Origin of the sequence: Pseudomonas sp. PSPC2-3, assembly GCF_049898265.1 — a bacterium.
In the GTDB taxonomy this organism is placed as follows: Bacteria; Pseudomonadota; Gammaproteobacteria; order Pseudomonadales; family Pseudomonadaceae; genus Aquipseudomonas; species Aquipseudomonas veronii.
Window position 1 is genome coordinate 186,707 of the sequence record NZ_JAFCXJ010000012.1, and the last position, 26,927, is coordinate 213,633.

Annotated in this window: 22 protein-coding genes and 1 pseudogene; 18 read left to right on the forward strand and 5 right to left on the reverse strand. The window is 60.8% G+C overall.

Annotation, left to right across the window (positions count from 1 at the left end; genetic code table 11):
- Nucleotides 1–25 precede the first annotated feature (25 nt).
- From rpsR to ACP7E3_RS26670, 7 genes are all read left to right on the forward strand, one after another.
- Entirely contained in the window at nucleotides 26–256 is a 231-nt protein-coding gene (gene rpsR, locus ACP7E3_RS26640) for a 30S ribosomal protein S18 (protein WP_002551829.1), read from the forward strand.
- A 36-nt stretch (nucleotides 257–292) separates the two neighbouring features.
- Entirely contained in the window at nucleotides 293–1,186 is an 894-nt protein-coding gene (locus tag ACP7E3_RS26645; protein WP_026140381.1) for a hypothetical protein, read from the forward strand.
- 18 nt (nucleotides 1,187–1,204) lie between these two features.
- A complete protein-coding gene (gene rplI, locus ACP7E3_RS26650) occupies nucleotides 1,205–1,651 on the forward strand; it encodes a 50S ribosomal protein L9 (protein WP_010563337.1) in 447 nt (148 codons plus the stop codon).
- A gap of 110 nt (nucleotides 1,652–1,761) precedes the next feature.
- On the forward strand, nucleotides 1,762–3,159 hold the full coding sequence (dnaB, locus tag ACP7E3_RS26655) for a replicative DNA helicase (RefSeq protein WP_017849744.1): 1,398 nt from the start codon (nucleotides 1,762–1,764) through the stop codon (nucleotides 3,157–3,159).
- A 96-nt stretch (nucleotides 3,160–3,255) separates the two neighbouring features.
- Nucleotides 3,256–5,559: a YgiQ family radical SAM protein gene (locus tag ACP7E3_RS26660; RefSeq protein WP_026140380.1), complete on the forward strand. Its 2,304-nt coding sequence runs from the start codon at nucleotides 3,256–3,258 to the stop codon at nucleotides 5,557–5,559.
- 226 nt (nucleotides 5,560–5,785) lie between these two features.
- Nucleotides 5,786–6,712, forward strand: coding sequence for a hypothetical protein (locus ACP7E3_RS26665; protein ID WP_046384895.1), 927 nt, complete (start codon nucleotides 5,786–5,788; stop codon nucleotides 6,710–6,712).
- Entirely contained in the window at nucleotides 6,712–7,152 is a 441-nt protein-coding gene (locus ACP7E3_RS26670; protein ID WP_261753741.1) for a hypothetical protein, read from the forward strand. Before ACP7E3_RS26665 ends, ACP7E3_RS26670 begins: the two co-directional genes overlap by 1 nt.
- Nucleotides 7,153–7,167: 15 nt before the next feature.
- Here ACP7E3_RS26670 and ACP7E3_RS26675 read toward each other — a convergent pair whose 3' ends face one another.
- Nucleotides 7,168–7,656 carry an Hcp family type VI secretion system effector gene (locus tag ACP7E3_RS26675; RefSeq protein WP_046384893.1) on the reverse strand — a complete coding sequence of 163 codons (489 nt, stop codon included), beginning with the start codon at nucleotides 7,654–7,656 and terminating at the stop codon, nucleotides 7,168–7,170.
- Between the two features lie 187 nt (nucleotides 7,657–7,843).
- Here ACP7E3_RS26675 and ACP7E3_RS26680 point away from each other — a divergent pair.
- From ACP7E3_RS26680 to ACP7E3_RS26705, 6 genes and pseudogenes are all read left to right on the forward strand, one after another.
- Nucleotides 7,844–8,759, forward strand: a pseudogene (locus ACP7E3_RS26680) (NAD synthetase).
- Nucleotides 8,756–9,214, forward strand: a complete 459-nt coding sequence (locus tag ACP7E3_RS26685; RefSeq protein ID WP_232566195.1) for a hypothetical protein — start codon at nucleotides 8,756–8,758, stop codon at nucleotides 9,212–9,214. The pseudogene ACP7E3_RS26680 and the gene ACP7E3_RS26685 overlap by 4 nt, the downstream one beginning before the upstream one ends.
- A 99-nt stretch (nucleotides 9,215–9,313) precedes the next feature.
- Nucleotides 9,314–9,808 (forward strand): hypothetical protein, encoded by a 495-nt coding sequence (locus ACP7E3_RS26690; RefSeq protein WP_079442727.1) that lies wholly within the window; start codon nucleotides 9,314–9,316, stop codon nucleotides 9,806–9,808.
- Nucleotides 9,809–10,007: 199 nt separating this feature from the next.
- On the forward strand, nucleotides 10,008–13,298 hold the full coding sequence (locus ACP7E3_RS26695; RefSeq protein ID WP_426124902.1) for a DUF2126 domain-containing protein: 3,291 nt from the start codon (nucleotides 10,008–10,010) through the stop codon (nucleotides 13,296–13,298).
- 161 nt (nucleotides 13,299–13,459) lie between these two features.
- Nucleotides 13,460–15,946, forward strand: coding sequence for a circularly permuted type 2 ATP-grasp protein (locus tag ACP7E3_RS26700; protein ID WP_046384889.1), 2,487 nt, complete (start codon nucleotides 13,460–13,462; stop codon nucleotides 15,944–15,946).
- Nucleotides 15,946–16,836, forward strand: a complete 891-nt coding sequence (locus tag ACP7E3_RS26705; protein WP_126585384.1) for a transglutaminase family protein — start codon at nucleotides 15,946–15,948, stop codon at nucleotides 16,834–16,836. Before ACP7E3_RS26700 ends, ACP7E3_RS26705 begins: the two co-directional genes overlap by 1 nt.
- 102 nt (nucleotides 16,837–16,938) lie before the next feature.
- Here ACP7E3_RS26705 and ACP7E3_RS26710 read toward each other — a convergent pair whose 3' ends face one another.
- The gene (locus tag ACP7E3_RS26710) at nucleotides 16,939–17,121 is read right to left on the reverse strand and encodes a hypothetical protein (protein WP_017849733.1); all 183 of its coding nucleotides are present in this window, start codon (nucleotides 17,119–17,121) and stop codon (nucleotides 16,939–16,941) included.
- A 333-nt stretch (nucleotides 17,122–17,454) separates the two neighbouring features.
- Here ACP7E3_RS26710 and azu point away from each other — a divergent pair, with 333 nt between their 5' ends.
- Nucleotides 17,455–17,901 (forward strand): azurin, encoded by a 447-nt coding sequence (gene azu, locus ACP7E3_RS26715; protein ID WP_126588419.1) that lies wholly within the window; start codon nucleotides 17,455–17,457, stop codon nucleotides 17,899–17,901.
- Between the two features lie 136 nt (nucleotides 17,902–18,037).
- Here azu and nadE read toward each other — a convergent pair whose 3' ends face one another.
- The 3 genes from nadE to ACP7E3_RS26730 form a co-directional block, all read right to left on the reverse strand.
- Nucleotides 18,038–18,865, reverse strand: coding sequence for an ammonia-dependent NAD(+) synthetase (nadE, locus tag ACP7E3_RS26720; protein WP_017849731.1), 828 nt, complete (start codon nucleotides 18,863–18,865; stop codon nucleotides 18,038–18,040).
- 3 nt (nucleotides 18,866–18,868) lie between these two features.
- Nucleotides 18,869–20,083: a nicotinate phosphoribosyltransferase gene (gene pncB / locus ACP7E3_RS26725; RefSeq protein ID WP_017849730.1), complete on the reverse strand. Its 1,215-nt coding sequence runs from the start codon at nucleotides 20,081–20,083 to the stop codon at nucleotides 18,869–18,871.
- A gap of 215 nt (nucleotides 20,084–20,298) precedes the next feature.
- Entirely contained in the window at nucleotides 20,299–21,186 is an 888-nt protein-coding gene (locus ACP7E3_RS26730) for a LysR family transcriptional regulator (protein WP_017849729.1), read from the reverse strand.
- 153 nt (nucleotides 21,187–21,339) lie between these two features.
- Here ACP7E3_RS26730 and ACP7E3_RS26735 point away from each other — a divergent pair, with 153 nt between their 5' ends.
- From ACP7E3_RS26735 to ACP7E3_RS26750, 4 genes are all read left to right on the forward strand, one after another.
- On the forward strand, nucleotides 21,340–22,830 hold the full coding sequence (locus tag ACP7E3_RS26735) for an L-piperidine-6-carboxylate dehydrogenase (RefSeq protein ID WP_057003684.1): 1,491 nt from the start codon (nucleotides 21,340–21,342) through the stop codon (nucleotides 22,828–22,830).
- 172 nt (nucleotides 22,831–23,002) lie between these two features.
- Complete coding sequence (locus ACP7E3_RS26740) at nucleotides 23,003–24,286, forward strand: L-pipecolate oxidase (protein ID WP_057003685.1); 1,284 nt, start codon at nucleotides 23,003–23,005, stop codon at nucleotides 24,284–24,286.
- A 386-nt stretch (nucleotides 24,287–24,672) separates the two neighbouring features.
- The gene (locus ACP7E3_RS26745; protein ID WP_057003686.1) at nucleotides 24,673–25,809 is read left to right on the forward strand and encodes a branched-chain amino acid ABC transporter substrate-binding protein; all 1,137 of its coding nucleotides are present in this window, start codon (nucleotides 24,673–24,675) and stop codon (nucleotides 25,807–25,809) included.
- Nucleotides 25,810–26,010: 201 nt separating this feature from the next.
- Complete coding sequence (locus ACP7E3_RS26750) at nucleotides 26,011–26,925, forward strand: ABC transporter permease subunit (protein ID WP_003236186.1); 915 nt, start codon at nucleotides 26,011–26,013, stop codon at nucleotides 26,923–26,925.
- Nucleotides 26,926–26,927: the final 2 nt, after the last annotated feature.

The following is a 26,927-nucleotide window of genomic DNA, read 5'->3' on the forward strand; positions in this document are numbered from 1 at the left end:
ACGGACCTTTTAAGGAGCCTATCAAATGGCACGTTTCTTCCGTCGTCGTAAATTCTGCCGCTTCACCGCTGAAGACGTGAAAGAGATCGATTACAAAGATCTCAACACTCTGAAAGCCTACGTATCCGAGACCGGCAAAATCGTTCCAAGCCGTATCACCGGTACCAAAGCACGTTATCAGCGTCAGCTGGCCACCGCTATCAAGCGCGCCCGCTTCCTGGCCCTGCTGGCCTACACCGACAGCCACGGCCGCTGAGACCGGGCAGTCGACAAGTAGTAAGGGATTGAATGCATGCGCGCCTTAGCTGAGTTCATCATGCGCGGTCGCGTGCAGGCCACTCTGGTAGTGGCTGGATGTGCAGCATTGCCGTTGTTGTATTGGTTGGGTGCTGCCGCGGGATGCCTTGTGCTTCTGCGGCGCGGTTTGCAGGATGCCGTTGGCGTCCTGGCCCTGGGGTTGCTGGCTGCCTTGATCTGGTGGCTGCAATTGGGCGAACCCAAAGTGCTTATGGTGCTGCTGGGGTCGTCGAGCCTTGCGTTGGTTTTACGCGCAAGTGAGTCCTGGGTCCGCACGCTGCTGGTCAGCGTGGCATTGGGGTTGGTGTTTTCAGTGTTGCTCGGCGCGGCTTTCCACCCGCAAATCGAGGCGCTGGCGCAAGAGATCGTCAAGGTCCTGCCGCTGGCTCTCGGGGAGCTCTACCAGCAATTGTCGGTAGACGAGCGAGCGCGCCTTGCGGCGCTGATAGCACCGGCCCTGATCGGCCTGATGGCGGTGGTGTTGCAGATTGTCAGTGTGCTGAGCCTGATGCTTGGGCGTTACTGGCAGGCGTTGTTGTACAACCCGGGTGGTTTTGGTCGCGAGTTTCGCCGTATCAGAATCCCCGCGGGCCCGGCGATGTTGCTGCTGGCATGCATGGTGGTCGGACCGAACTTCGGTCCAGAGGCGGCCTTGTTATTGCTGTTTTGCAGCGTACCGCTGGTGTTCTCCGGGCTGGCCCTGATTCACGGGCTGGTGGCGCAGAAGCGCCTGGCCAGGTTCTGGCTGGTGGGGTTGTACGTCACGCTGATGCTGTTCATGCAGCTGATCTATCCGTTACTCGTGGTTTTGGCCATTGTCGACGGCCTGATTGATTTTCGCGGTCGTCTGGCGCCGAAAGACGCCGATAACGCGAACGGTGAAGGTTAAAAGTTAGAGGATTTTCACATGCAACTGATCCTTCTGGAAAAAGTCGCCAACCTGGGCAACCTGGGCGACAAAGTGAACGTTAAGGCCGGCTACGGTCGTAACTACCTGCTGCCATACGGCAAAGCCACCGCTGCAACCGCTGCCAACCTGGCTGCGTTTGAAGAGCGTCGTGCTGAGCTGGAAAAAGCAGCAGCAGACAAAAAAGCTTCGGCCGAAACTCGCGCTGCCCAACTGGCTGAGCTGGAAGTGACTATCACTGCCACCGCCGGTGACGAAGGCAAGCTGTTCGGTTCGATCGGCACCCACGACATCGCTGACGCACTGACCGCCTCTGGCGTTGAAGTTGCGAAAAGCGAAGTTCGTCTGCCGAACGGCACCATCCGCAACGTAGGTGAATTCGACGTAGCCGTGCACCTGCACGCTGAAGTTGAAGCCACTGTACGCGTTGTCGTGGTAGCAGCTTAAGTCGCACCTAACTGACTGGCACCTCGCGTGCCAGGCGGTTAACATCGGGCACGATCCTGTTTACAGGTCGTGCCTTTTGTTTTTTACACACCCTCTAATTCCAAGTGGCCATGAACGATATTTCAGCTCCTGAGCAATACGATCTGCAAACCGCTGCCCTGAAGGTGCCGCCGCATTCCATCGAGGCCGAACAGGCCGTGCTCGGTGGCTTGATGCTGGACAACAACGCCTGGGAACGCGTGCTGGATCAAGTCTCGGACGGTGATTTCTATCGTCATGACCACCGCCTGATCTTCCGCGCCATCGCCAAGCTGGCCGACCAGAACTCACCGATCGACGTGGTGACCCTGGCCGAGCAACTGGACAAGGAAGGCCAGACCTCCCAGGTCGGCGGCCTGGGCTACCTCGGTGAGTTGGCCAAAAACACGCCGTCCGTCGCCAACATCAAGGCATATGCCCAGATCGTTCGCGAGCGCGCCACCTTGCGCCAGTTGATCGGCATCAGCACCGAAATCGCCGATAGCGCCTTCAACCCCGAAGGTCGCAGCGCCGCCGAGATCCTTGACGAGGCCGAGCGCCAGATCTTCCAGATCGCCGAAGCCCGGCCGAAAACCGGCGGCCCGGTCAGCGTCAACGACCTGCTGACCAAGGCCATCGACCGCATCGATACGCTGTTCAACACCGACAACGCCATCACCGGCATCTCCACCGGTTACACCGACCTCGACGAGAAGACCAGCGGCCTGCAGCCGTCCGACCTGATCATCGTCGCCGGCCGTCCATCCATGGGTAAAACCACCTTTGCGATGAACCTGGTGGAAAACGCCGTGTTGCGCAGTGACAAGACCGTGCTGGTGTACTCCCTGGAGATGCCAGGCGAATCGCTGATCATGCGGATGCTCTCGTCCCTGGGCCGTATCGACCAGACCAAAGTGCGTGCCGGTCGCCTGGAAGACGACGATTGGCCGCGCCTGACCTCGGCGGTCAACCTGCTCAACGACCGCAAGCTGTTCATCGATGACACCGCGGGCATCAGCCCGTCGGAGATGCGCGCGCGTACCCGCCGCCTGGTGCGTGAACACGGCGATATCGCCCTGATCATGATCGACTACCTGCAACTGATGCAGATCCCGGGTTCCAGCGGCGACAACCGGACCAACGAGATTTCCGAGATCTCCCGGTCCTTGAAAGCCCTGGCCAAGGAATTCAACTGCCCGGTGGTGGCGCTGTCGCAGCTCAACCGTTCCTTGGAACAACGTCCCAACAAGCGCCCGGTGAACTCCGACTTGCGTGAATCCGGAGCGATCGAGCAGGATGCCGACGTGATCATGTTCGTCTACCGCGACGAGGTGTATCACCCGGAGACCGAGCACAAAGGCATTGCCGAAATCATCATCGGCAAGCAGCGGAACGGCCCGATCGGCTTTATCCGCCTGGCGTTCATCGGCAAATACACGCGTTTCGAGAACCTTGCGCCGGGCAGTTACAACTTCGACGACGACGAATAATCCTTCTGTTCAATTCCTACTGTTATCGTCGGAATTGGTCAAAATTTGTGCTATATTCCGCGCCCGCGATTTTTCATCTCAACACCGGTCACCGTCATGCAAACAGCCAAGCCGTTATTTGACTATCCCAAGTACTGGGCCGAATGTTTCGGTCCTGCGCCATTCCTGCCGATGAGCAGGGAGGAGATGGATCAGCTTGGCTGGGATTCCTGCGACATCATCATCGTCACCGGTGATGCCTACGTTGACCATCCGTCGTTCGGCATGGCGATCATCGGCCGGCTGCTGGAGTCCCAGGGCTTCCGCGTCGGGATCATTGCCCAGCCGAACTGGCAGTCCAAAGACGACTTCATGAAGCTCGGCGAGCCGAACCTGTTCTTCGGCGTCGCGGCCGGCAACATGGACTCGATGATCAACCGCTACACCGCTGACAAGAAAATCCGCTCCGACGACGCCTACACCCCTGGCGGCATGGCCGGCAAACGCCCGGACCGCGCGAGCCTGGTGTACAGCCAGCGGTGCAAGGAAGCCTACAAGAACGTGCCGATCGTGCTCGGTGGCATCGAAGCGTCCCTGCGCCGCATCGCCCACTACGACTACTGGCAGGACCGGGTGCGCAACTCGATCCTGATCGACGCCACCGCCGACATCCTGCTGTACGGCAACGCCGAGCGGGCCATCGTCGAAGTGGCCCAGCGCCTGTCGTGGGGCCACAAGATCGAAGACATCACCGATGTGCGCGGCACCGCGTTCATTCGCCGTGATACGCCCGAAGGCTGGTATGAGGTGGACTCCACCCGTATCGACCGTCCGGGCAAGGTCGACAAGATCATCAACCCATACGTGAATACCCAGGACACCCAGGCCTGCGCCATCGAGCAGGAAAAGGGGCCGGTTGAAGATCCGCAGGAAGCCAAGGTCGTGCAGATCCTGGCCAGCCCGCGCATGACCCGTGAGAAGACCGTGATCCGCCTGCCATCGGTGGAAAAAGTCCGTGGTGACGCGGTGCTTTATGCCCACGCCAACCGCGTGTTGCACCTGGAAACCAACCCAGGCAACGCCCGGGCCCTGGTGCAGAAACACGGCGAAGTGGACGTGTGGTTCAACCCGCCGCCCATTCCGATGACCACCGAAGAAATGGACTACGTGTTTGGCATGCCTTACGCACGTGTCCCGCACCCGGCGTATGGCAAGGAAAAAATCCCGGCCTACGACATGATCCGTTTCTCGGTGAACATCATGCGTGGCTGCTTCGGCGGCTGTACCTTCTGCTCGATCACCGAGCACGAAGGCCGGATCATCCAGAACCGTTCCGAAGAGTCGATCATTCGCGAGATCGAAGAAATCCGCGACAAGGTTCCGGGTTTCACCGGCGTGATTTCCGACCTCGGCGGCCCGACCGCGAACATGTACCGCATCGCCTGCAAGAGCCCGGAAATCGAATCCGCGTGCCGCAAGCCGTCGTGCGTGTTCCCTGGCATCTGCCCGAACCTGAACACCGACCACTCGTCGCTGATCCAGTTGTATCGCAGCGCCCGTGCGTTGCCGGGTGTGAAGAAGATCCTGATCGCCTCCGGCCTGCGCTACGACCTGGCCGTTGAGTCGCCGGAGTATGTGAAGGAACTGGTCACCCACCACGTCGGTGGTTACCTGAAGATCGCCCCGGAACACACCGAGGAAGGTCCGCTCAACCAGATGATGAAACCGGGCATCGGCAGCTATGACAAGTTCAAGCGCATGTTCGAGAAGTACACCAAGGAAGCGGGTAAGGAGCAGTACCTGATCCCGTACTTCATCGCCGCCCACCCTGGCACCACCGATGAAGACATGATGAACCTGGCCCTGTGGCTCAAGGGCAACGGTTTCCGCGCCGACCAGGTGCAGGCGTTCTACCCGTCGCCGATGGCCACCGCCACCGCGATGTACCACTCGGGCAAGAACCCGCTGCGTAAGGTCACCTACAAGAGCGACGCGGTGACCATCGTCAAGAGCGAAGAACAGCGCCGTCTGCACAAGGCGTTCCTGCGCTACCACGACCCGAAAGGCTGGCCGATGCTGCGCGAAGCACTGACCCGCATGGGCCGCGCCGACCTGATCGGGCCGGGCAAGGATCAACTGATCCCGTTGCACCAACCGGCCACCGACAGCTACCAGAGCGCGCGTCGCAAAAACTCGACGCCGGCCGGCAGCCACAAGGTCGCCAAGGAAACCACCACCAGGATCCTCACCCAGCACACCGGCCTGCCGCCCCGTGGCAGCGACGGCAGCAACCCGTGGGACAAGCGCGAGCAAGCCAAGGCTGCGGCCATGGCGCGCAACAAGCAGGCCGCCAAGGAACGCGCGGATGCGGCCAAGGGCAAGGGTGGCAAGCCAGCCCGCAAGCCGGTGGTACCGCGTTGATCGTTGCCTGAATATGCCAAACGCCAGCCTCGTGCTGGCGTTTTGCTTTCTAGCCGGAGGGGAGTCTGTTTGTTAAGGTGGCGGCCATTAAATCGCTATCGGGAGCAAGCCGAATCGTCGCACCGGCCCTCCCACATTTTGAATGTATTCACACTTCAAATGTGGGAGGGGGCTTGCCCCCGATGGCGTCAGTCCAGTCCCCAACTTTTCAAGGAAGAACACCCCCATGAGCAACCCCCTGCTCAACATCGGCATGGACTCCAACCGCTCGCAGTTCATGGCGCGCCAGCGCATCGAGAGTGAAGTCGACCTGCCTCGGCTGTTTGCCATCATCGACGCCGACCCCGGCATCGTCGGCGCGGGCGTGGTGTATATCGACGCCGACTTCAACGTCGTGACCCTGCGCGAGTTCAAGCCGATCTGCAGCATTCGACCCAAGCGCATCATTGTTCGCGAGGCGCAGAAATACATCGCCCCGGCGCAGTTCGCCGACCAAGTGCTGAACAACCCGCGCGAGTCGCGACTGGTGAGTGAAGCCTTCAACACCACGTTGTCCTGCGGCGGCGCGGTCATTGGCTGGCTGGTGGTGTTGAGCGGCACCATCGCTATCCCGTTCACCGCCGGCGCCAGCACGGTCGTGACGGCCATCGGCTATACCGCCGCCTCGGCGAGCACCGTGTCGTGTCTGGTCGGTGGGTTCCGCACGCGCAACGAAATCGTCAACCCGTCGATGAATGATTACCTGGATAACGAAGAGTGGTACCAGACGGCGACCAAAGTCCTCGACGGTGCCGCCTTGGTCGGCGTGGGCGCCTCGGCGCTGACGACAGTCAAGCTGGTCAACGTCACTCGTGCGGCCACGGGTAAAAGCCTGCGTCAGGTGCTCAAAGGCCTGAACGGGCAGGAGCGGGAGAAACTCACCAAAGAGCTGCTGAAAGTGGCCGACCCGCAAATGTCGAACAAGATGCGCAAGCTGCTGCAACTGAGCGGCGAGTTGCCCAAACGCTTTACGCCGACCCAGCTCAAGCACGCCACCTATGTCCAATTGGGCGATGCCTTCAGTGCGGGGCTGAGCGTCTGGGGCTTGAAGCGTTCGGATAACTACAAACAGGCCAAGACCTTCGCGATTGGCTTGTACGAAGAGGCCGAGTGATGAGTGGTGTTCCTTCGCTTAAACCGTTTTTGCTGGAGCATTTTCCCGCATTCATCGGCGTGATTCTCGCTGGTTGCCTCGGCGGTTCGGCGGCGATTTCCCTGGCGGCCAGCACCTATTTTTCCGACGTGCCCATGGCAACCAATGCCACTGTGTCCTGGTTCGTGGTGATAGCCGCCGCACTGTTCGTGGCCAACAGCAACTTCCTGGTGGTGCGCGGCCGAGCCTGGGGCGTGTGGGCGATGGTGGCGTTTTTCGCGGTGTGCCTGTTGGTCGTGCTGCCGACACTGCTCTACCGGCCGCACTGGTTTATCTACAGTGAAAGCCTGTTCTGGCCATTGCTGGGGTTGTTGCTGATCAACAGCAAGGGCTATCGGTCGATGGTCAAGAAGTTGGTTGAAGTGCGGCGGTTGCGGGAGGCGGCCAAGGCGGGGCTGTAGCCTCGGCACGTGGTTTCAGATTTTGACGTTCTGGCGAATGTTCCAGCCGTATTTGACGGCGCCGCCGTCCTTGCCGCCGTCGGATTTCTGCGGCTGGTAGCTGACTTCGACCGTGGCGAAGTTCAGGGCTATCACCTCAGTCAGCACATCGCTGCTGGTCACCGCGTCGGTTTGGTAAGACGTGACCATCACTTCCTTCAGCGTGATCACCAGATACTCCACGGCATTGCTGCCACCGGCCTTGCGCACCACCAACCGCGCCTCCGGGTAATGCTTGCCGGTGGAGCAGGCCATCATCAGGTTGGGTGAAGACTTGTCCATGACCTTGGAGACAGACAGGTTTTCAATATTGACCTTGCCGGCACCGCCGCCGCTGCCGGTATGCATCGAACCGGTCTGGGACATGCCCCAGCCCCATCGGCTGATCTCGATTTCGTCGCGATGGGCCTGGTCTTTGGACTCGCCCTTGATGTCCCCCAGCTTCAAAAACATATCAGTTGCCATTGTCACTCCCTGTTTTGGTGTGCGCCGGTAGTGGCGCGGGGCGTACTTTTTCTTATTCGGGATATGGCTTACAAGGTGCGGCATCACGATCAGGAAGTGCCTGTCCGGATAAAGCGAAGCTTCTGACATTTTTCGGGGATAGGCAGTCTTTACCCTCTGCGCTCTTGTGAACCTCAGGAGTATAGGGATGACTTCCAGCGTATTCAGAGACAGTTTCCTCAGTCCCAATTACATGACGCGGCAGCGGCTGGAAAGCAGTATTGATCTGCGCAAGTTATTTGCGGCGATTGACGCTGATCCGGCCATCGTCGGTGCCGGCGTGGTGTACATCGACGCGCAGCTACGGATGGTTGTGCTGCGTGAATTTCAGCCGATTTGCAGTATCGCGCCGAAGAATGTGATTTTGCGCGAGGCGCCCAGCTATGTCGGGCGGGTGGAGTTCGCTCGGCAACTGGCGAATGAGCCGCGAGAGTCGCAGGTGGCGTTTGAGGCGGTGAATACAGCTTTGGCGTGTACTTCTGCGGTAATCAGTTGGATCAGTGGTACTGAGTGGATCGGCGCTCAGTCCGTTCAGCTTTGGGGTTACTGGGGTGGTAGCTGCGATAAGCTTTACATCAGCAACAGCCAGTTCAATTCAGTGCTTAGTTGGCGGCCAGAGGACTCGCAACGAAATTATTGACCCGGCTCTTAACGATGCTCTGGATAGCGAGCCATGGTATCAGGCTGTGACGATTGGTTTGGACGCTGTTTCGCTACTGGGCGCTAGTGTCTCGGCACTGGCAACTATACGACTGGTTAATGCGACAAGAAAATCTACCGGAAAAACTTTGCCGCAGGTGTTGAAAGGACTGAGTCGTCAAGAGCGAGCAAAGTTGACCCAGGAGTTGTTGAGTATTCGGCACCCGGAAATGACCCGGAAAATGATCAGGTTGAAGCAACTCGCTGGAAAAATGCCAAAGCGTTTTACGCCCGCAGAAGTAAAACAGGGCACCGTTTTGCAGATTCAAGACGCTCTAGGTGCTGCCTTAGGGGTTGCTAGCAGTTCGATGTCTGGGAATATTCGCACTGTCGCGGTCGGAATTTATGAGGAGATGACCGAGTGATATTGCTGCTGCCCCTTCGCCCTTTTCTCAAGCGTTATTTACCCGTGTTTCTCGGGGGGATTTTTTCAAGCATTTTTGCTGGATCTTCCGTAGTGGTGGTAGTGCAAAATTACTATCTCAAAGCCATTTCTTTAGCTATTTCGGCACAAGTAGCGTGGTGGGCATGTGTCGTTCTGGCATGCGCCTTGAGTCTTAGCAACATTATGATTGTCCGTGGGCGACGAGACTGGGTGTGGGTCATGGTTGTCTATTTTGGAACCTGCCTGGTTACCGCTCTTCCGGCCATTCGTTATTCCCCTCATCTGTTCATCTATGCCGAAAGTTTGTTTTGGCCATTGCTTGGTCTGCTGATTCTCAACAGCAAGCGTCATCGTGAGATGCGTGGGAAGCTTGTTGAACTTCGTTTTAGGCGAAAACGGATACAGAAAATTGCTGACAGGCTACAAAAAAGGTGATTTTGCTTTGATTAATTGGGAGTGTTGCCTCATTCCCGACAACTTACTGTTCGGGAACATCCGGATCGTCGCGGTTGGGCTGTATGAGGATATATCAGAGTGAGACTTCTCGGACGGAAACCTCTCATACCGGTGCGCCCTTTTCTTTTGCGCTACTTTCCCGTGTTTATCGGCGTAATTTTAGCGGGCATCTTCGGCAGTTCTTCTGTTGTTGTGCTGGTGGAAAACTATTATTTACCATCGTTATCGAACGCTGCTGCTGAAAGTGCATGCGTGCTCTTGGCCTGGTTTATCACCCACTGCAATTTCATGATTGCCTACGGGCGACCTAAGTGGGTCTGGGGCATGTATGGCCTTTTCATCGCCTGCCTGTTGGTCGCTGTGCCAGGTTTTCATTTTTCACCGAACCCATTCATTTACGCGGAATGCTTCTTTTGGCCGGTACTCGGCCTGCTGCTGCTTCGCAGCAAACGCCACCGGGAACTGCGTGCCAAATGCGTAGAACTTCGCCATATGCGCGGGAAGGTAAGGGTGGCCATTGAAAAGCGGCGCAAACACGAGCGCGCAATAATCAGAATAAAGAAATCGAGGTAATTCCCCACCCCGCCCCCAAAACCGATACCGCCCCACCCACTCCCCGCCACATATATGTGCAGCTCTTGCACCATTGCACCAACGTTGGCGCCGTTTTGGTGCTGTACTGCACCGGGTCTTACGATAAAGCGCAATGACTGCCGCTCTGGCATAAGTCTTGCGCGCGTTGTGTCCATGCCCTGGCTTGCAGGAGGCCGCCGTGTCGATTCATGTCGCGTTGCACCACGTTACGCATTACCGCTACGACCGCGCTGTCGAACTCGGCCCACAGATCGTGCGTTTGCGCCCGGCGGCCCATAGCCGCACGCGGATTTTGTCCTACGCACTGAAAGTGCTGCCCGAGCAGCATTTCATCAATTGGCAGCAGGACCCTCAGGGTAATTACCTGGCGCGCCTGGTGTTCCCGGAAAAGACTGACGAACTGCGTATCGAAGTCGACCTGGTCGCCGAGATGGCGGTGTTCAACCCGTTCGATTTTTTCCTTGAACCCTACGCGGAAAAAATCCCGTTTTGCTACGCCGCCGACGAGCAGCGCGAGCTGGCGCCGTACCTGGAAACCTTGCCGCTGACGCCGAGGTTCGCCGCTTACCTGGCGGGTATCGACCGCACGCCGCTGCCGGCCGTGGATTTCCTGGTGGGCCTCAACCAACGCCTGGCCGCCGATATCGGTTACCTGATCCGCATGGAACCCGGCGTGCAGACCCCGGAATTCACCCTGGAAAATGCCTCCGGCTCGTGCCGCGATTCGGCTTGGCTGCTGGTGCAATTGCTGCGCAACCTGGGGCTGGCGGCGCGGTTTGTGTCCGGCTATCTGATCCAGCTCACCGCCGACGTCAAAGCCCTCGATGGCCCGTCCGGCACCGAGGTGGACTTCACCGACCTGCACGCCTGGTGCGAAGTGTATTTGCCCGGCGCCGGCTGGATCGGCCTGGATGCCACCTCCGGGTTATTCGCCGGTGAAGGCCATATTCCGTTGGCCTGTAGTCCCGATCCATCGTCTGCCGCGCCGATCAGTGGCCTGGTGGAGCCGTGCGAGTGCGAATTCACCCACGAGATGTCGGTAGAGCGCATCTGGGAAGCGCCACGGGTAACCAAGCCCTACACCGAAGAACAGTGGCTGGCGATCCAGGCCCTGGGGCGGCAGATCGATGGCGACCTGCTGGCGGACGACGTGCGCCTGACCATGGGCGGCGAACCGACCTTCGTCTCCATCGACGACCCCGACGGCGCCGAGTGGAACACCGCTGCCCTGGGGCCGGACAAGCGTCGCCTGTCGGCCGAACTGTTCCAGCGCATGCGCAAGCACTACGCGCCCAAGGGCCTGGTGCATTTCGGCCAGGGCAAGTGGTACCCCGGCGAGCAACTGCCGCGCTGGTCGCTCAACTGTTACTGGCGCCGCGATGGCGAGCCGATTTGGCACAACAGCGCGCTGATCGCCGATGAGCAACAGGACTACGGCGCCGACGGCGTGCTGGCCGGGCGTTTCCTGGGCTGTGTTGCCGAGCGCCTGAAGCTGCCGGCGCGCTTTGTGTTTCCGGCCTTTGAAGACAACTTCTATTACCTGTGGCGCGAAGGCGCGCTGCCGCAAAACGTCACCGCCCTTGACCCGCGCCTGAGCGATGAGCTGGAACGCGAGCGTCTGCGCAAAGTGTTCAGCCAGGGCCTGGACAAGGTCATCGGCCAAGTGCTGCCGCTGGCGCGCACCGCTGCCAATGACCGCTGGCAGAGTGGGCGCTGGTACCTACGCGACAATCACTGCCGACTGGTGCCGGGGGATTCGCCGCTGGGTTATCGCCTGCCGCTGGCCTCGCAGCCCTGGGTGACGGCGGAAGAGTACCCGTTTGTCCACCCGACCGACCCCAACCAGGACTTGCCCGAGCTGCCGAGCACGGCGCAATTGCAACGCCATGGCGAAGCGGCGCCGAGCGCCGAGCGCCTGCCGAAGATCGACGAGTCCGCCGACTGGTTGACCCGCACCGCACTGTGCGCCGAAGCGCGCGAAGGCCGCCTGTATCTGTTCATGCCGCCGCTGGAGCGCGTCGAGGACTACCTGGAGCTGGTGGCCGCCATCGAAGCCACCGCCGAAGAGCTGCACTGCCCGGTGCTGCTGGAGGGCTACGAGCCGCCGGCGGATTACCGTCTGAGCAACTTCCGGGTCACGCCCGACCCGGGTGTGATCGAGGTCAACGTGCAGCCGTCCGCCACCTGGGACGAGTTGGTGGAACGCACCGAATTCCTCTACGAAGAGGCGCGACAAACCCGCCTGACCACAGAAAAATTCATGATCGACGGGCGCCACACTGGCACCGGTGGCGGTAACCACTTCGTGCTGGGCGGCGCGACACCCAAGGACTCACCGTTCCTGCGGCGTCCCGATCTGCTGCGCAGTTTGATCAGCTACTGGCACAACCATCCGTCGTTGTCCTACCTGTTTTCCGGCTTGTTCATCGGCCCGACGTCCCAGGCGCCCCGGGTCGATGAAGCGCGTAACGATGCGCTGTATGAGCTGGAAATCGCCTTCGCGCAAATGCCCGCGCCAGGCGAAGAGTGCCCGCCGTGGCTGGTCGACCGCCTGCTGCGCAATCTGCTGATCGACGTGACGGGCAACACCCACCGCGCCGAATTCTGTATCGATAAGCTCTACTCGCCCGATGGCGCCACCGGGCGCCTGGGCCTGCTGGAGTTGCGCGCCTTTGAAATGCCGCCCCATGCGCGCATGAGCCTGACCCAGCAACTGCTGCTGCGCGCGCTGGTAGCGCGCTTCTGGCGCGAACCCTATGCGCCCCCGAAACTGGCGCGCTGGGGCACTGAGCTGCATGACCGTTTCCTGTTGCCGCACTTCATCGAGCAGGATTTTGCCGACGTGATCGTCGAACTCAACGCCGCCGGCTACCCGTTGCGCGCCGAATGGTTTGCCGCGCACCTGGAATTCCGCTTTCCCAAAGTCGGCGACTACGCCGTCAGCGGTATCGAACTCGAACTGCGCCAGGCCCTGGAACCCTGGCATGTGCTGGGCGAGGAGGGCGCGGTGGGCGGCACGGTGCGTTATGTGGATTCGTCCCTGGAGCGCCTGCAGGTGAAGTTGAGCGGGCTGCCACCGCAACGCTATTTGCTCACCTGCAACGGCATCCCGGTGCCGCTGCAAGCGACCGGGCGCATCGGCGAGTTCGTCGCCGGCGTGCGGTATCGCGCCTGGCAACCGGCCAACTGCCTGCAGCCGACCATCGCGGTCCACGCGCCGTTGGTGTTCGACCTGCTGGACACCTGGATGCAGCGCTCCCTGGGCGGTTGCCAGTATCATGTGGCGCATCCGGGCGGGCGTAACTACGACAGCCTGCCGGTGAATGCCAATGAAGCCGAGAGCCGGCGCATGGCGCGATTTTTCCGCCTGGGGCATACCCCGGGCAAGCTCCCTGTGCCGACCGTCGTGATCAATGACGAATTGCCGATGACTTTGGATTTGCGACGTTTCCCCAATAAAAATGACTGAATGCAAGCCAAAATGTGGGAGGGAGCTTGCTCCCGATTGCGGTAAATCAGCCGATACATGAGTTGACTGACCCACCGCAATCGGGAGCAATCCCCCTCCCACAAAGGATTTGCAGTGTTTGTTAGGTTAATCTGAGCCCCCTTGCCCCTGCCGAGCGTTCCATGTCCGACTTGCTCGACCGTTACCCGCTGACCGCGGGCACTTATCACGAACTGCTGGACGACAGTGGCGCGGTGCGTGCCCATTGGCGGCGCCTGCTCGACCATCTGCAACGCAGCACCCCCGCGCAACTGGCCCAGCGCCAGGCGTTGCTGACCCGGCAGATCCAGGAAAACGGCGTGACCTACAACGTCTACGCCGACCCCAAGGGCGCTGATCGCCCGTGGGAACTGGACCTGCTGCCCCATGTGCTGGCGGCCGATGAATGGCAGCACCTGTCGGCCGGCATCGCCCAGCGTGCGCGGCTGCTCAACGCGGTACTGGCGGACCTCTACGGCCCGCAACGCTTGATCAAGGAAGGCCTGCTGCCGGCCGAACTGGTGTTCGGGCATAACAATTTTCTGTGGCCGTGCCAGGGCATCCAGCCGCCCGACGGTACGTTCCTGCACCTGTACGCCGTCGATCTGGCGCGCACCCCGGATGGCCGCTGGTGGGTCACTGCCGACCGCACCCAGGCCCCTTCGGGCGCCGGTTATGCGCTGGAAAACCGCACCATCGTGTCCCGCGCCTTTCCGGATCTGTACCGCGACCTGCAGGTGCAGCACCTCACCGGTTTCTTCCGCACCCTGCAGGAAACCCTGGCGCGCCAGGCGCCCAGCGATAGTCAGCCGCCGTTGATCGTGCTGCTCACGCCTGGGCGTTTCAACGAAAGCTATTTCGAACACCTGTACCTCGCCCGTCAGCTCGGCTACCCGCTGGTGGAAGGCGGCGACCTCACGGTGCGCGACAGCACGGTGTTCCTGAAAACCCTCAGTGGCCTGCGTCGGGTACACGCGATCATGCGCCGCCTTGACGACGACTTCTGCGACCCCCTCGAACTGCGCACCGACTCGGCCCTCGGCGTGCCCGGCCTGCTCGACGCCGCGCGCCAAGGCAACGTGCTGGTGGCCAATGCCCTGGGCAGCGGTGTACTGGAATCCCCCGGCCTGCTGGGCTTTCTGCCGAAGATCAACGAATTTTTGTTTGGCGAAGAACTGCTCCTGCCGTCCATTGCGACGTGGTGGTGCGGCGAAGCGCCGGTGCTTGCCGAAGCGCTGGAGAAACTGCCCGAGCTGCTGATCAAACCGGCATTTCCGTCACAGAGCTTCAACCCGGTCTTCGGCCGTGACTTGAACGACGCACAACGCGAGGCCCTGGCCGAGCGCATGCGCGCGCGGCCTTACGCGTATGTCGCCCAGGAGCTGGCGCAGCTGTCCCAGGCGCCGGTGTGGCACACCGTCGAAGACCACCTGCAACACCGCGCCATCGGCATGCGCGTCTACGCCGTGGCCAGCGCCGACGGTTACCGGGTATTGCCCGGCGGCCTGACCCGCGTGGCTGCCGAGGCCGATGCCGAGGTGGTGTCGATGCAACGCGGCGGCGCGAGCAAGGACACCTGGGTGCTCGGCGAACGCGCCGCCGGCGGCGAGCAGTGGCGCGCGCAGCGGCCGATAGGCGCCCATGACCTGGTGCGCCGCGACCCTTATCTGCCGTCGCGGGTGGTGGAAAACCTGTTTTGGTTTGGCCGTTATTGTGAACGCTGCGATAACAGCGCGCGTTGGCTGCGCATCGTGTTGGCGCGCTATGTCGACGGCGACGATCCGCTGGCGTTGCAAGCGGCGGTCGAACTGGGCGAAAACCTGCGCCTGTTGCCGGAGGAGGGCGAGTTGCCCGAACGCCTGCTCGCGGCCTTGCTTGGCGACGACTGGCCGTCGAGCCTGCGCGCCAACCTGCAGCGCTTGCAGTGGGCGGCGTCCCAAGTGCGCGGCAAGTTGTCCCGAGAGAACTGGCAGGCCCTGGTGGAGCTGCAACGCGAAGCCCTGGAGCTGGAAAGCGAAAGCCCCGACTTTGGCGAGTTGCTGGACTTCCTCAACCGCCTGGTGATGTCCCTGGCGGCGCTGTCCGGGTTTGCCCTGGACGACATGACCCGCGACGAAGGCTGGCGCTTTCTGATGATGGGCCGGCGCATCGAGCGCCTGCAGTTTCTCAGCAGCAGCCTCGCGGCGTTCCTGCGCGGCGTGGCGGTGTTCGATCAGGCCGGGCTGGAATGGTTGCTGGAACTGGGCAACAGCAGCATCACCTACCGTTCGCGCTACCTGGCGGTGCCGCAACTGATTCCGGTACTCGACCTGTTGCTGCTGGATGAGCAGAACCCCCACGCCGTGTTGTTCCAGTTGAAGCTGGTGAGCCGCACCTTGCGTCGTCTCAACGATGATTTCGCGGTGCCCCGGGAAACCGGTCTGGCGCCGTTGGTCGAGCGCCTCGCGCGGTTCGACCTGGGTTGCCTGGAGAACCCGCTGTTTGGCGAGGCCAGCGTGCGTGCCGCGCTGGACGGCCTGGCCGACCTGCTGCAAGCGGTCGCCGATGAGAGCGGGCAAGTGTCGGATCGCCTGGCCTTGCGCCATTTTGCCCATGTGGATGATGTCAGCCAACAAACGGTGTCGGTGTGATGAGTGCGCGCTATCAGATTTTTCACGATACCCATTACCACTACGACAGCCCGGTGTCCCTGGCCCAGCAGTTGGCGCATCTGTGGCCACGGCCATGTGCCTGGCAGCGCTGCACCTCGCAGCAACTGGATATCAGCCCGTTGCCGTCCTCGCGCCGCGATGAGCTGGACGTGTTCGGCAACCCGATCACCCGCCTGGCGTTCGAACGGCCCCATGATGAATTGTTGGTGAATGCCGCGCTGACTGTGGAAGTGCTGGCGCGGCCGCTGCTGGATTTCCAACAGTCGCCGGCCTGGGACCAGACTCGCGACAGCCTGACCTACAGCAGCCAGCCGCTGTCACCGGCGTTGATCGAAGCCTGTCGCTTTCGCTTCGAATCGCCCTACGTGCATCTGAAGAAAACCTTCGTCGAGTTCTCCGAAAGCTGTTTCCCGCCCGGGCGTCCGCTGTTGCTGGGCGCTCAGGCCCTGATGGAAAAAATCTTCGGCGAATTCACCTTCGATGCCGAAGCCACCCAGGTCGCCACGCCGCTGGTGGAGGTGCTGGAGCGCCGTCGCGGGGTGTGCCAGGACTTCGCTCACCTGATGCTCGCCTGCCTGCGCTCACGGGGCCTGGCGGCGCGCTATATCAGCGGCTACCTGCTGACCCAGCCGCCGCCCGGCCAGCCACGGCTGATCGGCGCCGATGCGTCCCATGCGTGGATTTCGGTGTACTGCCCGATGTCGGGCTGGGTGGATTTTGATCCGACCAACAATGTGCAGCCAGCACTGGAACACATCACCCTGGCCTGGGGCCGGGATTTCTCCGATGTTTCGCCGTTGCGTGGGGTGATTCTGGGGGGAGGCAGCCATGACCCGGAAGTGCGGGTGACGGTGATGCCGCTCTTGTAGGAGCGAGCTTGCTCGCGAAAAAACCGAGGGCGCCGCGTTGAACCAGGCACCCCGCGTTATCGTTAACGCACTTCGCGAGCACGCTCGCTCCTACAGTGATGCTTACTCGGCCGGGTCTTTCGGTGTCTCGGTGTCGTCGGTTGCCACTTCGCCTTCCGCATCCGGGTTCAGTGCGCCGGTCTCTTCGTCTGCAGCGGCTTTCTTGCGTTGCAGCTTTTCCTCTTTCTTCTGTTCCTTGGCCAAGTCTCTTTGACGTTTGGCGAAGGAGTAATTAGGTTTGGCCATGGGCGATCCTCTAGGGTCGAAGGTGAGGGTGGGCGGCGCGCAGCTGCCTTGGGTCGCTATGGTAGCAGCTTAGCGGCGCGCTTGGCCTTCACTTACCGCAGGCGTATGCGGCCAACAGACCGCTGAACAGATGATTGAGGTGCATGGTCCGGACTCCAGTGGGTGATGGACCGATCATAGGCGGGACGTGGCACTTTGGCTGGTTGATTGTATCGATAAGTCTGATAGCCTAAAGTTGTATACAATTTGTTGATTCAGGTCATAAGACTTTCTGCCCGCCTCGGGCACCCTTGTCGCACTATGCGTTGTTTAAACCCTGCCTTGGAGAATCACATGTTTGCCAAACTCGTTGCTGTTTCCCTGCTGACTCTGGCAAGTGGCCAGTTGCTTGCTGCAGAGTGCAAGGTCACCGTCGACTCTACCGACCAGATGTCCTACAACACCAAGGAAATCGTGATCGACAAGAGCTGCAAGACGTTCACCGTCGAGTTGACTCACTCCGGCAGCTTGCCGAAAAACGTCATGGGCCATAACTGGGTGCTGACCAGCGCCGCCGACACGCAAGCGGTCGCGACCGATGGCATGGCTGCCGGCCTCGACAAGAACTACCTGAAAGACGGCGACGAGCGCATCATCGCCCACACCAAAGTCATTGGCGCTGGCGAGAAAGACGCGGTGAGCTTCGATGTGTCCAAGCTGAAAGCGGGCACTGACTATGCGTTCTTCTGCTCGTTCCCAGGCCACATCTCGATGATGAAAGGCACTGTGGTCGTCAAGTAAGACCGCATTATCGTTCATCGGGGGCAAGCCCCCTCCCACATTCGACCGCATTCTCATATGGGAACTCGGTCAACTGTGGGAGGGGGCTTGCCCCCGATGGCTACCTCACAATCAACACAACACTATCTGGTTCACCTCACGGCGCAAACGGCATGACCCGCTTGTGCTCGGTCTTGCGATACGTCTCGCAAATGATCCTGAACGCTTCTTCCCGCACCGGCTCGCCGTGCAGGAACGCATCGATCTCGGCATAGGTCACGCCATGTGACGCCTCGTCCGGCTTGCCCGGCGAGAGGTCTTCCAGGTCGGCGGTCGGGATTTTCTCCACCAGCGACTCCGGCGCACCGAAGTGCCGCGCAATCGATCGCACTTGGTTCTTCACCAGCCCGCTCAACGGAGCCAGATCGCAGGCGCCATCACCGAACTTGGTGAAAAAGCCCATCACCGCTTCCGCCGCATGGTCGGTGCCGATCACCAGGCCGCTGGCCGCGCCGGCGATGGTGTACTGCGCGACCATCCGCATGCGCGCCTTGGTGTTGCCCAGCACGAAATCGCGGGACACCGCCGCCTTGCCTTCAAATGCCGCCACTTCATTGGCCAGGGATTTCACCGCTGGGCCGATGTTCACGGTGTGGCGCTCGTCCGGCTCGATAAAGTCCACCGCGGCCTGGGCGTCGATTTCATCGAACTGGGTTTCGTAGGGCAGGCGCACCGCGATAAAACGATAGGCCTCGTCGCCGGTGCTGGAGCGCAGCTCCTGCATGGCGCGTTGGGCGAGCAGGCCTGCGGTCAGGGAGTCGACGCCACCGCTGATGCCCAACACCAATGTCTTGAGCCCTGAATTGCGCAGGCAGTCCTGGATAAAGGTCACGCGCCGGGCGATTTCGGCCTCAAGGGCGGCCTGGTCTTTGAACGGCGCTTGAACCTTGAGCTGCTGCGCAATCTCACGCTGTACGGCTTGCATGATTCACTCCTTGCTGGAAAGGGCAGGTACTTTGAAAACGTGTCGCAAATAGGCGACGAAATTCGGGTCCGTGCAGTGGGTCTTGCCCGCTTCATCGGAGATCTTCGCGACGGGCTGGCCATTGCAGGCCGTCATTTTAAGCACAATGCTCATCGGTTCCACACCTGGAATATCGCAGGTCAGGTTGGTGCCGATGCCAAAGCTCACATTGATCCGACCACGCAGCGCCCGGAATATCTCCAGGGCCTTGGGCAGCGACAGGCTGTCGGAGAACACCAGGGTCTTGCTCATCGGCTCGATGCCCAGCTTGTGATAGTGGGCGATGGCTTTTTCCGCCCACAGCACCGGGTCACCGGAATCGTGGCGCAGACCGTCGAACAGCTTGGCGAAGTACAAGTCGAAGTCGCTGAGGAAGGCGTCGGTGGTGATGCAATCGGTCAGGGCAATACCCAGCAGGCCGCGGTATTCGCGGACCCAGCAGTCGAGGGCGGCGATCTGGCTGTCGATCAGGCGCGGGCCGAGTTGCTGGTGGGCCATGATCCATTCATGGGCCATGGTGCCCAGCGGTTTCATATCGAACTCGCGAGCCAGGTGGACGTTGCTGGTGCCGACAAACCGGCCGGGGAAGTCGTGCTTGAGCACGCTCACCACTTCTTCCTGCACGCGGTAGGAGAAGCGTCGGCGAGTGCCGAAGTCCGCCACCTGCAGCTCGGCGAGCTCGTCGCTGCTGGCGTTTGCGATCAGCCAGTCGAACTTGCGGTACAACTGCTCGCGGGCCTGTTCGAGGACCACGGTCTGGTAGCGGTAGCGGTTGCGCACTTCGCTGATGATGGCGAGCATCGGCACTTCAAACAGGATCACATGCAGCCACGGGCCGCGCAGGCGGATAAACAGCTCGCCGTTTTCGATGCCGGTGTGGACATAGCGCAGGTTGAAGCGGAACAAGCCGAGAAAGCGCAAAAAATCCGGCTTCATGAAGCTGATGCGCTCCAGGAAACTCAGTTGGTCGGCGCTCAGGCTCAACTCGGCGAGGCGCTCGAACTGGTAACGGATCTCCGCCAGGTACGGGCGCAGGTCTTCACTGTTGCGGCAACGAAACTCCCATTCAACTTCCACATTGGGGTAGTTGTGCAGCACCGCCTGCATCATGGTCAGCTTGTAGAAGTCGGTGTCGAGCAGGTTCTGCACGATGCGATCGGCAAACACACTCTCGCTCATAACGGGAATCTCCAGACAGGACGGCGATGGGCGCCGGCCTTTACGCACAAGAAAGGAAGGGGGCTAGTGGCGCATAGACCTGTGGGGTTTTGCCAGTGATTTTTTCAGTGAGGCCACTGGCCCTATCGGGGGCAAGCCCCCTCCCACAGGTTGGAATGCATTTCAAATGTGGGAGGGAGCTTGCTCCCGATAGCGGTTGTGCAGACAACACAGGTTCACACTTGCTCCATCATCCACTTCACAAACTCCCGCACCTTGGGCACCTCCGCCGAATGCTCGGGGTACGCCAGGTAATACGCATCCTGGCTCGGCATTGCATGCTGCCAAGGGATCACCAGCTTGCCATCGGCCAGTTCCTCCTCCACCAGGAAGCGCGGTAGCAACGCCACGCCGCAGCCCACCTGCGCCGCCCGAATGCACATATAGAACGTGTCGAAACGCGGCCCGTGATAGCTGTGCTCGGTGTGAAACCCCTGGTCGGCGAACCAGTCATGCCAGCCCTGGGGGCGCGAGGCGTTTTGCAGCAGGACCAGGTTGCTCAGTTGCGTGGGGTCGGTGAACGGCTGCGCGGGCAGGCTTTCCGGGGCGCACACCGGGATCAGTTCTTCACTGAACAGTTTCAGGCTCTCGGTGCCGGGGCGTGAGCCTTGGCCGAAGTAGAACGCCATGTCGGCCTTGCCTTGCAGCAGCTCGTCCGGTTCCTGTTCGTTGCACAGGTCCAGGTGGATTTGCGGATGACGCAAGCGCCAGCCCTTGAGGCGCGGCACCAGCCAGCGTGCGCCGAAGGTGTAGGGCGTAGACACGCGTAATACTTCGGTCTCGCCACCGTAGGAGCGCAGGTAATGGGTGGACATCTCCACCTGAGTGAGGATTTTGCGCACTTCCACCAAATACAAATCGCCCGCCGGGGTCATCTGCAAGCGTCGGCGTACCCGGCGAAACAGCAGGTGCTGCAGCAGTTCTTCCAGTTGCGCGACCTGCTTGCTCACCGCGCTTTGCGTGAGGTTCAGCTCCTCGGCGGCGCGGGTGAAGCTCAGGTGGCGGGTGGCGGCTTCGAAACACTGCAGGGCAGTGATCGAGGGCAAATGTCTTTTGTTCAGCACGGCATGCCTCTTTTTATGCTTTGCATGAATAAACGGAATGATATCTCGCCTAATCGTCGTTTGTTGGCAAGTCTTGGGCCAGCTACAAATAAGCCCTGGATCGCCGTGCGGGCCGCGGCGCAATTTTTTCTGTATAGATTGAAGGAGTGACCCATGGTTGCCGCATTGCTTGATCGTCTCGGGGTAAACCCGGCGCTGTACCAAGCGGGGAAACAACCCGTGCATTCGCCGATCGATGGCAGCCGTATCGGCAGTGTGAACTGGGAAGGCGCCGCCGAGGTGGAGCAACAGGTCAGTCGCGCCGAGCATGCATTCGAGGCCTGGCGCAAGGTGCCGGCACCGCGTCGCGGCGAGTTGGTGCGCCAGTTCGGCGACGTGTTGCGCGAATACAAGACAGACCTGGGCGAGTTGGTCTCCTGGGAAGCCGGCAAGATCACTCAGGAAGGCCTGGGTGAAGTGCAGGAAATGATCGACATCTGCGACTTCGCCGTCGGCCTGTCGCGCCAACTGTATGGCTTGACCATCGCCTCCGAGCGCCCGGGCCACCACATGCGTGAAACCTGGCACCCGCTGGGCGTGGTCGGTGTGATCAGCGCGTTCAACTTCCCGGTGGCCGTGTGGGCGTGGAACACCACCCTGGCCCTGGTGTGCGGCAACGCCGTGATCTGGAAGCCGTCGGAAAAGACCCCGCTCACCGCCCTGGCCTGCCAGGCGCTGTTCGAGCGCGTGCTGAAAAAATTCAACGATGCGCCGCAATACCTGAGCCAGGTGATCATCGGTGGCCGCGATGCCGGTGCCGCGTTGGTGGATGACCCGCGTGTCGCACTGATCAGCGCCACCGGCAGTACGCGCATGGGCCGTGAAGTGGCGCCGAAAGTCGCCGCGCGCTTTGCCCGCAGCATCCTCGAGCTGGGCGGCAACAACGCGATGATCCTCGGCCCAAGCGCCGACCTGGACATGGCGGTGCGCGCCATCCTGTTCAGCGCCGTCGGCACCGCCGGGCAGCGTTGCACCACGCTGCGCCGGCTGATCGCCCATGAGTCGGTCAAGGAAGAAATCGTCACGCGCCTCAAGGCCGCCTATTCCAAGGTACGCATCGGCCACCCGCTGGAAGGCAACCTGATCGGCCCGCTGATCGACAAGCACGGCTTCGACGCGATGCAGGATGCGCTGGAGCAGGCCCTGAGCGAAGGCGGCAAGGTGTTCGGTGGCAAGCGCCAACTGGAAGACAAATTCCCGAATGCCTATTACGTGTCGCCGGCGATTGTGGAAATGCCGGAGCAAAGCGACGTGGTCTGCACTGAGACCTTCGCACCGATCCTGTACGTGGTCGGCTACAGCGACTTCGCCGAAGCCCTGCGCCTGAACAACGCCGTGCCGCAAGGCCTGTCGTCATGCATTTTCACCACCGATGTGCGCGAAGCCGAGCAGTTCATGTCGGCGGTCGGCAGCGACTGCGGCATTGCCAACGTCAACATCGGCCCGAGCGGCGCGGAAATCGGCGGCGCGTTTGGCGGTGAGAAAGAGACGGGCGGCGGGCGTGAGTCGGGCTCGGATGCGTGGCGCGGGTACATGCGTCGCCAGACCAATACCGTGAACTACTCGCTGGAACTGCCGCTGGCCCAGGGCATTACCTTCGACTGATTACCTTAAGTCGAAGTGCAGTCAAAATGTGGGAGGGGGCTTGCCCCCGATGGCGGTGTGTCAGTCAACAGATGTCCAGCTGATCCACTGCCATCGGGAGCAAGCCCCCTCCCACAGTTGAGCTATATGCAGTTCGGAATAGATGTTTGTTAGGTCTCATCGGAGTCTGGCAATGGCACTACGCGAAACATGTTTGTGGGAACAACTCACCCCTGGCCGGCCGGATCGCGCTGCGCTCAAGGGCGAAGTGAAGGTGGATGTGTGCGTGATCGGCGCCGGGATTACCGGTTTGTCGGCGGCCATTCACTTGCTGGAACAAGGCAAGACTGTCGCCGTGCTGGAAGCCCATCGCACCGGCCATGGCGGCTCGGGGCGCAATGTCGGGCTGGTCAACGCCGGCTTGTGGATTCCGCCGGACGAGATCGAAGCCGGTTTCGGCGAGGCGGTGGGCAGCCAGCTCAACCGCATGCTGGGCGCGGCGCCGTCGCTGGTGTTCAGCCTGGTCGACAAATACAACATCGATTGCCAATTGCGCCGCGAGGGCACTTTGCACATGGCGCACAACGCCCGGGGCGAGGCGGATTTGCGCAGTCGTGAAGAACAATGGAAGCGCCGCGGCGCGCCGGTCGAACTGCTCACCGGTTCAGCCTGCGAGCAAGCCACCGGCACTCAAAAGATCTCCGCTGCACTGCTGGATAGACGTGCCGGCACCTTGAACCCGATGGCCTACACCAGCGGCCTGGCCAATGCGGCCGTGGGGTTGGGCGGGCAGCTTTTCGACCATTCCCCGGTTGCGCGCCTGGAACGCCAAGGTGCGGAGTGGTCGGTGCAGACCGCGAACGGTGCGGTGCAGGCTGCACAAGTGGTGATCGCCTCGAATGCCTACACCGAAGGCGAATGGACCGAACTGCGGCGCAATTTCTTCCCAGGCTATTACTACCAGGTCGCCTCCGCGCCGCTGACCGACGACGCGGCCCGGCAAATCCTTCCCGGTGGCCAGGGTTCGTGGGACACGCGCCAGGTGCTCAGCAGCATCCGCCGCGACGCCGATGGCCGCCTGTTGCTCGGCAGCCTGGGCAACGGCAACCAGAAACCGACGTGGTTTCTCAAGGCGTGGGCCGATCGGGTGCAGCAGCACTACTTCCCGTACCTCAAATCGGTGCAGTGGGAATGCACCTGGACCGGCTGCATCGCGTTCACCCCGGACCACTTGATGCGCTTGTTCGAACCTGCGCCCGGCCTGGTGGCCGTGACCGGCTACAACGGCCGCGGCGTGACCACCGGCAGCGTGGTCGGCAAGGCCTTTGCCGACTACTTGTGTCACCAGAATCCCCAGGCTCTGCCGATTCCGTTCGCGCCGATGCAACCGCTGGCCGGGGTGGGCCTGCGCAGTTGCCTGTATGAAGCCGGATTCTCGCTGTATCACGCCGGCCAATGCTTGCGGATCGTGATCTGATCAGCGAAATAGCCTTCAGAAGCCGGCACGTTCTTCGCCGACGACTAATCTGTATTGGTGCAAGTTGTAGCAATCACGCACTGTAAATGTGCAGTTCCGTTACGTGCATTGTTACAGCTGTAGGAAGTGTCGTTTGGCGGTCTGGTTGCAGGTGCGACCCATGAAGGTTGTACTTTTTTGATCCATGGGTTGCACCTATTGAAGTTAGAGGGTTGCACGTCCCGACGAACGGAGCCGAAACACCTGCAATAACAATGACACCGTGTCTTTTTGAAGAATAAAAACGTAATGGCACGCGGCTTGCTCTGGGCTTTCAGTGAAAGTTTTGGTTGAAGGTTTGCAGTGAATACTTAGTGCCAATAAACAAAAACCTCGGAGCACCACTCATGTCCCAGACGTTTTACAAGAAAGGTTTTCTGGCCCTCGCCGTTGCAGCGGCGCTGGGTGTTTCTACGTTTGTTCAAGCTGATGTGAAGATTGGCGTAGCGGGGCCGATGACGGGCGCCAACGCCGCTTTCGGTGAGCAGTACATGAAGGGCGCCCAGGCGGCAGCCGATGTCATCAACAAGGCTGGCGGCATCAACGGTGAGCAGATCAAGCTGGTCGCCGGTGACGATGCCTGTGAACCCAAGCAGGCCGTGGCCGTGGCCAACCGCCTGGCCGACCAGGACAAAGTGATCGGCGTGGTCGGGCACTTCTGCTCGTCCAACACCATCCCGGCGTCCGAGGTCTACGACGAAGCCGGCATCATCGCCATCACCCCAGGCTCGACCAACCCGCAGGTCACCGAACGCGGCCTGGGCGCCATGTTCCGTATGTGCGGGCGTGACGACCAGCAAGGCATCGTGGCCGGCGACTACATCGTCGACGTGCTCAAGGGCAAGAAAGTCGCGGTCATCAACGACAAGGACACCTACGGCAAAGGCCTGGCCGATGCTACCGCTGCCCAGTTGACCAAGCGCGGCGTGAAACCGGTGCTGGAAGAAGGCCTGACCCGGGGCGAGAAAGACTTCAGTGCCCTGGTCACCAAAATCCGCTCCTTGGGCGCTGACGTCGTGTACTTCGGCGGCCTGCACCCGGAAGCCGGTCCGCTGGTTCGCCAGATTCGTGAAGCAGGCCTCAAGGACGTGAAATTCATGTCCGACGACGGCATCGTGACCGACGAACTGGTGGCGACCGCCGGTGGCAAGCAATATGTGGATGGCGTGTACATGACCTTCGGCGCCGACCCGCGTCTGCTGCCGGACAGCAAGACGGTGGTTGAAGAGTTCCGTAAAAACGGCACCGAGCCAGAAGGCTACACGCTGTATGCCTACGCGTCGGTCCAGGCCCTGGCTGCCGGCTTCAACGGTGCCAAGTCCAACAAGGGTGAAGACGCCGCCAAGTGGCTCAAGGCTCACCCGGTAAAAACCGTGATGGGTGAAAAAGCCTGGGATGGCAAGGGCGACCTGAAAGTCTCCGACTACGTGGTTTACCAGTGGGACAAAGACGGCAAATACCACCAGCTGGAAAAGCAGAAGTAAGGCTGAGTACCACAGACCTAATGTGGGAGGGGGCTTGCCCCCGATGACGGTGTATCAGCCACCCGATGTATAGCTGACCCTCCGCAATCGGGGCCAAGCCCCCTTCCACAGGGGGACTGGGTTGTGATTGAGATCTGTCTTTTCCTCCAGAAGCGCCGCACACCTACCGGTGTGCAGGTGCTCACCGCGTGAGATTGCGTTATGGATGGTATTTTCCTGCAGCAACTGGTCAACGGCCTGACCCTCGGGTCGGTCTATGGCCTGATCGCCATCGGCTACACAATGGTCTATGGCATCATTGGCATGATCAACTTCGCCCATGGCGAGGTTTATATGATTTCCGCTTACCTCGCGGCGATCAGTCTGGCACTGCTGGCTTATTTCGGCATCGAATCCTTCCCGCTGCTCATTCTTGGCACCCTGATCTTCACCGTGGTCGTCACCGGCGTTTACGGTTGGGTCATCGAACGGGTCGCCTACAAACCGCTGCGCAACTCCACCCGACTGGCACCGCTGATCAGCGCCATCGGTATCTCCCTGATCCTGCAGAACTACGCACAGATCGCCCAGGGCGCCAAGCAACAAGGCATTCCGACCCTGCTGGCCGGCGCCTGGCGCGTCGATATCGGCAGCGGTTTCGTCCAGTTGACGTACACCAAGGTCTTCATCCTGGTCGCTGCCTTCGCCGGCATGGCCTTGCTGACCTACATCATCAAGTACACCAAGCTCGGCCGCATGTGCCGCGCTACCCAGCAAGACCGCAAGATGGCCTCGATCCTCGGCATCAACACCGACCGCGTGATTTCCTACGTGTTTGTCATCGGTGCCGCCATGGCGGCCCTGGCCGGCGTGTTGATCACCCTCAACTACGGCACGTTCGACTTCTACGCCGGCTTCATCATCGGCATCAAGGCCTTCACCGCGGCGGTACTCGGCGGCATCGGTTCCCTGCCTGGGGCGATGCTGGGCGGGATCATCCTCGGTATTTCGGAGTCGCTGTTCTCGGGGTTGATCAACTCTGACTACAAAGACGTGTTCAGTTTCTCCCTGTTGGTGGTGATTCTGATTTTCCGTCCCCAGGGCCTGCTTGGTCGCCCACTCGTGGCTAAGGTATAAAC